Source organism: Modestobacter altitudinis, assembly GCF_005930475.1.
In the GTDB taxonomy this organism is placed as follows: Bacteria; Actinomycetota; Actinomycetes; order Mycobacteriales; family Geodermatophilaceae; genus Modestobacter; species Modestobacter altitudinis.
The window spans coordinates 1-6,588 of record NZ_SJEW01000123.1 but is presented as its reverse complement, the minus strand read 5'-3'; the positions used below and the strand labels follow the sequence as shown (position 1 = coordinate 6,588).

Annotated in this window: 6 protein-coding genes and 1 pseudogene; 3 read left to right on the top strand and 4 right to left on the bottom strand. The window is 76.8% G+C overall.

What is annotated here, in order from left to right; genetic code table 11:
- Window positions 1–44 precede the first annotated feature (44 nt).
- Entirely contained in the window at window positions 45–686 is a 642-nt protein-coding gene (locus tag FHL79_RS24460; protein ID WP_138761153.1) for an SIMPL domain-containing protein, read from the bottom strand.
- 111 nt (window positions 687–797) lie between these two features.
- On the opposite strand from FHL79_RS24460, the gene FHL79_RS24455 reads away from it, so the two are divergent.
- Together FHL79_RS24455 and FHL79_RS24450 are read left to right on the top strand one after the other, a co-directional pair.
- Window positions 798–1,244, top strand: coding sequence for a nitroreductase family deazaflavin-dependent oxidoreductase (locus FHL79_RS24455; RefSeq protein WP_138761152.1), 447 nt, complete (start codon window positions 798–800; stop codon window positions 1,242–1,244).
- The gene (locus FHL79_RS24450; RefSeq protein ID WP_138761151.1) at window positions 1,145–2,080 is read left to right on the top strand and encodes an SDR family NAD(P)-dependent oxidoreductase; all 936 of its coding nucleotides are present in this window, start codon (window positions 1,145–1,147) and stop codon (window positions 2,078–2,080) included. Before FHL79_RS24455 ends, FHL79_RS24450 begins: the two co-directional genes overlap by 100 nt.
- A gap of 2 nt (window positions 2,081–2,082) precedes the next feature.
- Here the strand turns inward: FHL79_RS24450 and FHL79_RS24445 are convergent, their stop codons facing one another.
- From FHL79_RS24445 to FHL79_RS24435, 3 genes are all read right to left on the bottom strand, one after another.
- Window positions 2,083–3,642 carry an FUSC family protein gene (locus FHL79_RS24445; RefSeq protein WP_138761150.1) on the bottom strand — a complete coding sequence of 520 codons (1,560 nt, stop codon included), beginning with the start codon at window positions 3,640–3,642 and terminating at the stop codon, window positions 2,083–2,085.
- A gap of 77 nt (window positions 3,643–3,719) precedes the next feature.
- Window positions 3,720–4,691, bottom strand: coding sequence for an aldo/keto reductase (locus tag FHL79_RS24440; protein ID WP_138761149.1), 972 nt, complete (start codon window positions 4,689–4,691; stop codon window positions 3,720–3,722).
- A 36-nt stretch (window positions 4,692–4,727) separates the two neighbouring features.
- Window positions 4,728–5,777 carry a winged helix DNA-binding domain-containing protein gene (locus FHL79_RS24435; protein ID WP_138761148.1) on the bottom strand — a complete coding sequence of 350 codons (1,050 nt, stop codon included), beginning with the start codon at window positions 5,775–5,777 and terminating at the stop codon, window positions 4,728–4,730.
- Window positions 5,778–5,940: 163 nt separating this feature from the next.
- Between FHL79_RS24435 and FHL79_RS25335 the strand changes: the two are divergent.
- Window positions 5,941–6,588: pseudogene (locus FHL79_RS25335) on the top strand (HNH endonuclease); the annotation flags it as partial.

The following is a 6,588-nucleotide window of genomic DNA, read 5'->3' as shown; positions in this document are numbered from 1 at the left end:
GTCCTGCACGCCGGAGGTGTCCAGCCGGCCGCTCTCCCGGAACCTCATCCTGCGTAGACCTCCTGGTCGGGTGGGGACATGGTGAAGGTCATCTCGACCGAGCCGTGCACCTCGGCGGGGCCCGGCTGCAGCTCCAGCGCCGGTGCGGCCACCGCGGAGGAGGCCCTCGCGACTCGGCCGCCGACACCGCCGGTGCCGGTGTCGCGGACCTCGACCAGCCCGGTCAGCCGGCCGCCGAGCGCGGCGGCGTGGCCGCGTGCCCGCGCCAGCGCGTCGGCGACAGCGGCGGCGCGCACCTGGTCGTGCACGGGGTGGGTGCGGGTGACCCGCCAGTGCGGTCCGTGCAGCGAGGTGTCCGCGAGCCCGGCGACCGCGACGGCCAGCCGGCCCGCGGCGGCGACGTCGCCGACCTGCACCCGGGTGGTCACGGTGGCGACCGAGCCGCCGCCGCGGGTGCCGTCGGCAGCCTCGGGGAACACCGAGACCGCGTCGGTGGCGACGCTGCCCAGCCCGTCCCGGTGGCCCTCCAGCAGGGCGGTCAGCTCCTGCTGGCGTGCGGCCAGCGCGGCCAGCGCCCGGTCCCGGCGCCGGTCGCGGACCTCGATGGTGACCACGAGGTCGGCGGCGTCGGGGAGCACCTCGGCGACGGCCTCGCCACGCACGACCACGCGCGGGCTCTCGGTCATCGCTCCCCTCCGCGCCGGGACCTCTGCCCGACCGCTCGGAGCACTCTGCCGGTCCGCGCGCGGCTGCGCACCCGGACGGCGGTCCGGCGGGTCCGGACCTAGGGTCAGCGCATGCCCCTGGAAGGTGAGTACGAGCCCAGTCCGGAGAAGTGGGTCCGCGACCAGGTGGAGGTGTACGAGCGCACCGGAGGGCGGGAGGGCAACACGCTGCCCGGCCGGACCGAGCCCGTCGTCGTCTTCACGACCCGCGGCGCGAAGAGCGGCAAGGTCCGCAAGAACCCGCTGATGCGGGTCGAGCACGACGGCGTCTACGCGATGGTCGCCTCGCAGGGCGGCGCCCCGAAGCACCCGACGTGGTACTTCAACCTCAAGGCCCACCCCGACCAGGTCACCGTGCAGGACGGCGAGCGGGTCCGCGACGGGGTGGCGCGCGAGATCGAGGGGGACGAGTACGACCAGTGGTGGGAGCGCGCCGTCGCCGCCTACCGCGACTACGCCGACTACCAGCAGAAGACCGCTCGGAAGATCCCGATCGTCCTCGTCGAGCCGACCAGCTGACGCCGGGCAGCGCGCCGGTCGTCGTCGTCACCGGTGCCAGCGACGGCATCGGTGCCGCGGCGGCCCGGCGGCTGCACCGCGGAGGGGCGCAGGTGGTCGTCGTCGGCCGCTCCGCGGAGAAGACCGCCGCCGTCGCCGGCGAGCTGCCCGGCGCCGTCGCGCTGACGGTGGACCTCGCCCGGCTGGACGACGTCCGTCGGCTGGCCGCGCAGCTGCGGGACCGGTTCCCGCGGATCGACGTGCTGGCCGACAACGCCGGGGCGTCGTTCGCCCGGCGCGCGCTGACCGTCGACGGGCACGAGCAGACCTTCCAGGTCGACCACCTGGCGCCCTACCTGCTCACCCGGCTGCTCGAGGAGCTGCTGCGGGCCGCCCGCGGCCGGGTGGTGACCACGGCGTCGTTCGTGCACTGGGTCGGCGGGGTGCGCCGCGGTCGGCTGGCGGGGGCGGTGCAGGCCCGCGGGCCCTACGTCGCGCTGCGCGCCTACGCCCGGGCCAAGTGGTGCACCGTGCTGTTCACCGCCGAGCTGGCCCGGCGGTGGGCGCCGGAGGTGACCGCGACCTGCTTCGACCCCGGCGCGGTGGCCACCGGTTTCGGCCGCGCCGCCGGCGGCGTCACCGGGCTGGCGTTCCGGAGCCCGCTGGTGGCGGCGCTGCGCACGCCCGCGCAGGGCGCGGACACGCTGGTCTGGCTGGCGACGGCCCCGGACGGCTGGCGCAACGGGCGGCTGCACGCTCACCGGTCGCCCACCCTGACCCTGCCCTCGGCCCGGGACGCCGTCCGGGCCCGCGAGCTGTGGGAGCTTTCCGCCCGGCTGGTCGGGCTGCCCGGCTGAGCTCAGCGCGGCCCGAGGTCGGCGGTGATCCGGGCACCCGCCCACGCGGCGAGCGCGTCCCCGCCGCGGGCGCGGGCGCCCAGCAGCGCCCAGCCGAGGTCGGCCACCTGCCGCGAGCGGTGCAGCTCCCGGTCGGCACCCGGCGCGGCGAACAGCTCGGCGCGGGCCGCCGTCGCCACCTCGTGCTGGGCGACCAGGGCGTCGCGCAGCGCCGCGTCCGCCGGGCCGCCTGGCGGCGCCGCGGCCGCCGCCAGCGCCCGCTCGACGGTGGCCCCGACCGCGGCCGGCAGCCGCCGGCTGCCCGGGCGGGGGAAGAGCAGCAGGCCGGCGGCCAGCCCGACCGCGATGCCGACGACCGTCTCGCCCAGCCGGATGGTGATCAGGTCCGCGCCGGGCGGGCTGTCGGCGCCGAGGTGCACCAGCGACAGGGAGACCGGCGTGATCAGCGCGACGGCCAGCACGTACTGGCTGACCACCAGCAGCTCGACGCCGACCAGCATGACCGCGATCAGCGCGACGGTCACCGCGACCGGCAGGTCGAGTGCGAACAGCAGCGCCGTGATCCCCGTCCCCAGCAGCGTGCCGGTCACCCGGTGCAGGGCGCGGGCCCGGCTGTGCCGGGCGTCGGTGCCCAGCAGCACCGCGACGGCGGCGGTCGAGGCCCAGTACGGGCTGTGCAGGCCGAGCGCGGCGGCGAGCGTCCCGGCCGCCCAGGCGCCCACGCCGATGCGCGAGGCGGTGGGCACCCAGAGCGGGGTGTGCCGTCGGGCCGGTGCGGCCGTCGCGCGGGGACCGGTCCGGGCGGTGGGGTCGGTGGCGGGCAGCGCCCGCAGGAACCGGGTGTCCAGCTCCTCCAGCCGGGGCCGCAGCGACGGGCGCCGCCGGCTGCCCCCGGCCACGGCGACGTGCGCGGTGCGCACCGCCCGGGCGGCCGCGTCCGGACGCCCTCCCGGCAGACGGCCGTCCTCGGCCCCGGACACGGCCTGGTCCGCCGCGGCGACGGCGCGGCGCTCGGGTCCGGCCGGGTCCCAGCACCAGGCCACCAGCACCACCAGCCAGGAGAGCGCCGCGGTCCCCGCGGTGGCCGCCACGTGCTGACCGACCTCACCCGGTGCGGCGCCCAGGGCGCTGGCGCTGCCGCCGACCAGCACGGCCATCAGCGGTCCGGGTGGGCCGATCTGCCAGATCGCCGTCGCCGCCGTGGCGGCTGCCCCGAGCACCCCGAGCATGACGGCGAGCAGGAACGGGTGCGGCCCGGCCAGACCGCCGAGGCCGACCGCCACCGCCAGTGCGACGCCCACGCCGGCGGAGACGGCGGCCCGCCGGCGGTAGGGGAGGGCGTGGCCGTAGACCGCGGTGAAGCCGCCCAGCGCCGCGGCCGCGCCGACGTCCGGCCGGTCCAGCAGCACGAACACGGCGAGCGGGACGGCGACGCAGAACGCGGCGGACAGCGCCCGGCGGCCGTGCGCTGCCCACAGCGAGGCGGGTGCCGGCATCCGCGGGCCGAGGACGTGCGGCGCCACCCGGCGCAACGGGGAGAGGAGGCCGGACACGGCCCTCATCGTCTCCTCCCGCCGGGGAGCGCGTCGTCGACGGAGATCACTGCCGACGGGCGAGATGGGTCACCCGCCGTTTCCGCTCAGGAGAAGCCGACCACCGCGTGCGGCGTGTAGGGCTCCTCCAGCCGGGCGATCTCCGCAGGTGTCAGCTCGAGGTCGACCGCGGCCACGGCGTCGTCCAGGTGCCGGTCCTTGGTGACCCCGACGATCGGCGCGGTGACCACCGGCTTGCTCAGCAGCCAGGCCAGCGCCACCTGCGCGCGCGGCACCCCGCGCGCCTCCGCGACCTCGGCCACCCGCTCGACGATCACCTGGTCGGCGTCGTTGTACAGCTTGCTGCCGAACTCGTCGGTCTCCGAGCGGGTGGTGCTCGCGTCCCAGTCGCGGGTCAGCCGGCCGCGGGCCAGCGGGCTCCACGGGATGACGCCGATGCCCTCGTCGGCGCAGAGCGGCAGCATCTCCCGCTCCTCCTCGCGGTTGAGCAGGTTGTAGTGGTCCTGCATGGAGACGAACCGGTGCCAGCCGTGCTCGCCGGCCCGGTGCAGCGCCTTGCTGAACTGCCACGCCCACATGCTCGAGGCGCCCAGGTAGCGGACCTTGCCCGACCGGACGGCGGAGTCCAGCGCCTCCAGGGTCTCCTCGATCGGTGTGTGCGGGTCCCAGCGGTGGACCTGGTACAGGTCGACGTAGTCGGTGCCCAGCCGTCGCAGGCTGGCCTCGAGCTCGGCCAGGACGGCCTTGCGGGACAGTCCGGCGCCGTTGGGGCCCGGCCGCATCCGACCGTGCACCTTGGTGGCCAGGACGACGTCCTCGCGGTCGGCGAAGTCCTTCAGCGCGCGGCCGGTGATCTCCTCGCTGGAGCCGGCCGAGTAGACGTTCGCGGTGTCGAAGAAGGTGATCCCGGCCGCCAGCGCCTTCTCGATCACCGCGCGGCTGGCCTCCTCCGGGAGGCTCCACGGGTGACCGCCGCGGTCGGGGTCGCCGAAGCTCATCATCCCCAGGCAGATGCGGGAGACGTGAAGACCAGTGCTGCCCAGACGGGTGTACTCCATGGGAGGACCGGTTCCCCGGCGTTGCCCGGGGCAACCTCAGGGCAGCGCGGCGTAGCGCTCCTCGATCCGGCTGCGCACGTCGGCGGACAGCTCGGTGAAGGGCTCCAGCTCGATCGGCCGGGTCCTGCCGCGGCCGGTGCGCCAGACGCCGACCGCGGTGCCCGCGGACACCGCGGTGGCCCGGAACATGCCGTTGTTGCCGGGCACGATCCGCTCGGCGAACGCGGCCGGCACCGTGCAGCTGCGGTCGGCGTAGCCGAGCACCAGCTCGTCGAAGCCGGGCAGCAGCAGCACGTCCTCCGCCTCGCTGCGGGCGGCGGCCAGCCGGTCGGGGGTGGCCGGGTCCATCCAGTGCTCGGTGCCGTCGACCTCCAGCCGCTCGAGCCGCGGCGCGGCGACGGCCAGCCCGGCCTTGACGTCGCGCACCAGCACGCCTGCCCAGCGGACCAGGTCCTTGACCGTGGCCGGCCCGTGCGAGGCGAAGAACCGCAGCGCCAGCTCGCCCAGCGCCTCGTCGCGCTCCAGCCGCCGCGGCGCCGGCACCCACTCGTCGAGCAGGACGAACTGCTGGTCGCCGTCCACCGTCGGGCCCAGGCAGGTCAGCCCGGACTGGGCGAGCCACCACAGCAAGTGGTAGCCGCGCTGCCCCTCTGTGGGCACCCCGCCGGCCGCGAGCGCGGCGACCAGGTCGGCGCGACCCAGCCGGCGACCTCCGGTGAGCGAGGCCAGCGCCACCTCCCGGGCCCGGGCGACGTCGTCGTCGCCCAGCCCCACGGTGGCCCGCCGGCCGGCCGCCCCGGCCAGCACCTTGGGGCCCAGCAGCGCGAGCATCCAGGGGAGGTCCTCGGCAGCGGTGAGGTGCAGCGTGCCGCGCATCGGCCAGGAGCGGACGACCTCGCCGCCGTCCAGCGCCGCGGTGACGGCGGCCCGCGTGCCGCCGTCGGTGCGCAGGGCGACCGACGTGAGCGCGCCGGGCAGGTCCTGCGCCTGGACGGCGGTCAGCCACCGGACCGCCTCGGCCGGGCTCGGGGCCCGGGGCCCGACCAGCCGCTGGGCGGCCATCCGCAGCAACGAGAGCTCCTCCACGCGCCCACCTTGGCAGCAGCTGCTGACACTCGGGAGGTGGACTCGAGCGCGATTCGTCAGGATCTCGCCCCCGGTGACGTGTCCTCCCCGAGCGCGGTTCCCGACCGCCTGACCTGTGGATTCCCGGTTGTGCGTCGAGTCGTTCGAACGTATGATCGAACGCGTGACGAGCCCGGTGGCGACGCAGCAGCGCAGTGGTCCTGCGCGTGCGCGGGCCGACGAGGAGGAGCGCTCGGCGGAGTGGCCGGTGGTCGCCCCGGCGGTGGGTCTGTCGGCGGGGCCGTTGGGGGTGGTGCAGGCCGCGGACCGGGAGATCGCCCGGTGGACCGCGGTGCGGGCTCGGGCGGTGGTCGAGTTCGCGGCGTCGCGGCCGGCGTCGGTGGACCGGGCGCAGGGCGAGCCGGGGGCGATGAGCTCCCAGCGGTGGGCGGCGCGGCCGGAGGTGCTGCGGCCGGTGAGTGAGTGGGCGGCTTCGGAGTTGCAGGTGGCGCTGGCGGTGGGCCGGCAGTCGGCGCAGGCCCTGCTGGAGCGGTCGTTGCGTTTGGTGTCCCGGCTGCCGGGGGTGCTGGCCGGGTTGGAGTCCGGGGGCCTGCACGTGGGGCACGTCTGGCCGATGCTGGACCTGGTCGCCGACATCGCCGATGACCGGTTGCGGGCCGAGGTGGAGGCGGAGGTGCTGGGCTGGGTGGCCGCCCGCGCCGCGGGTGGGACGGTGAGCACGCCGGGGCAGGTGCGGGACAAGGCGCGGCGGGTGGTCGCGCGGCGGGGAGCGCGGGACGCGGCGCAGGCGTTGGCGCGGGCGGTGCGGGGC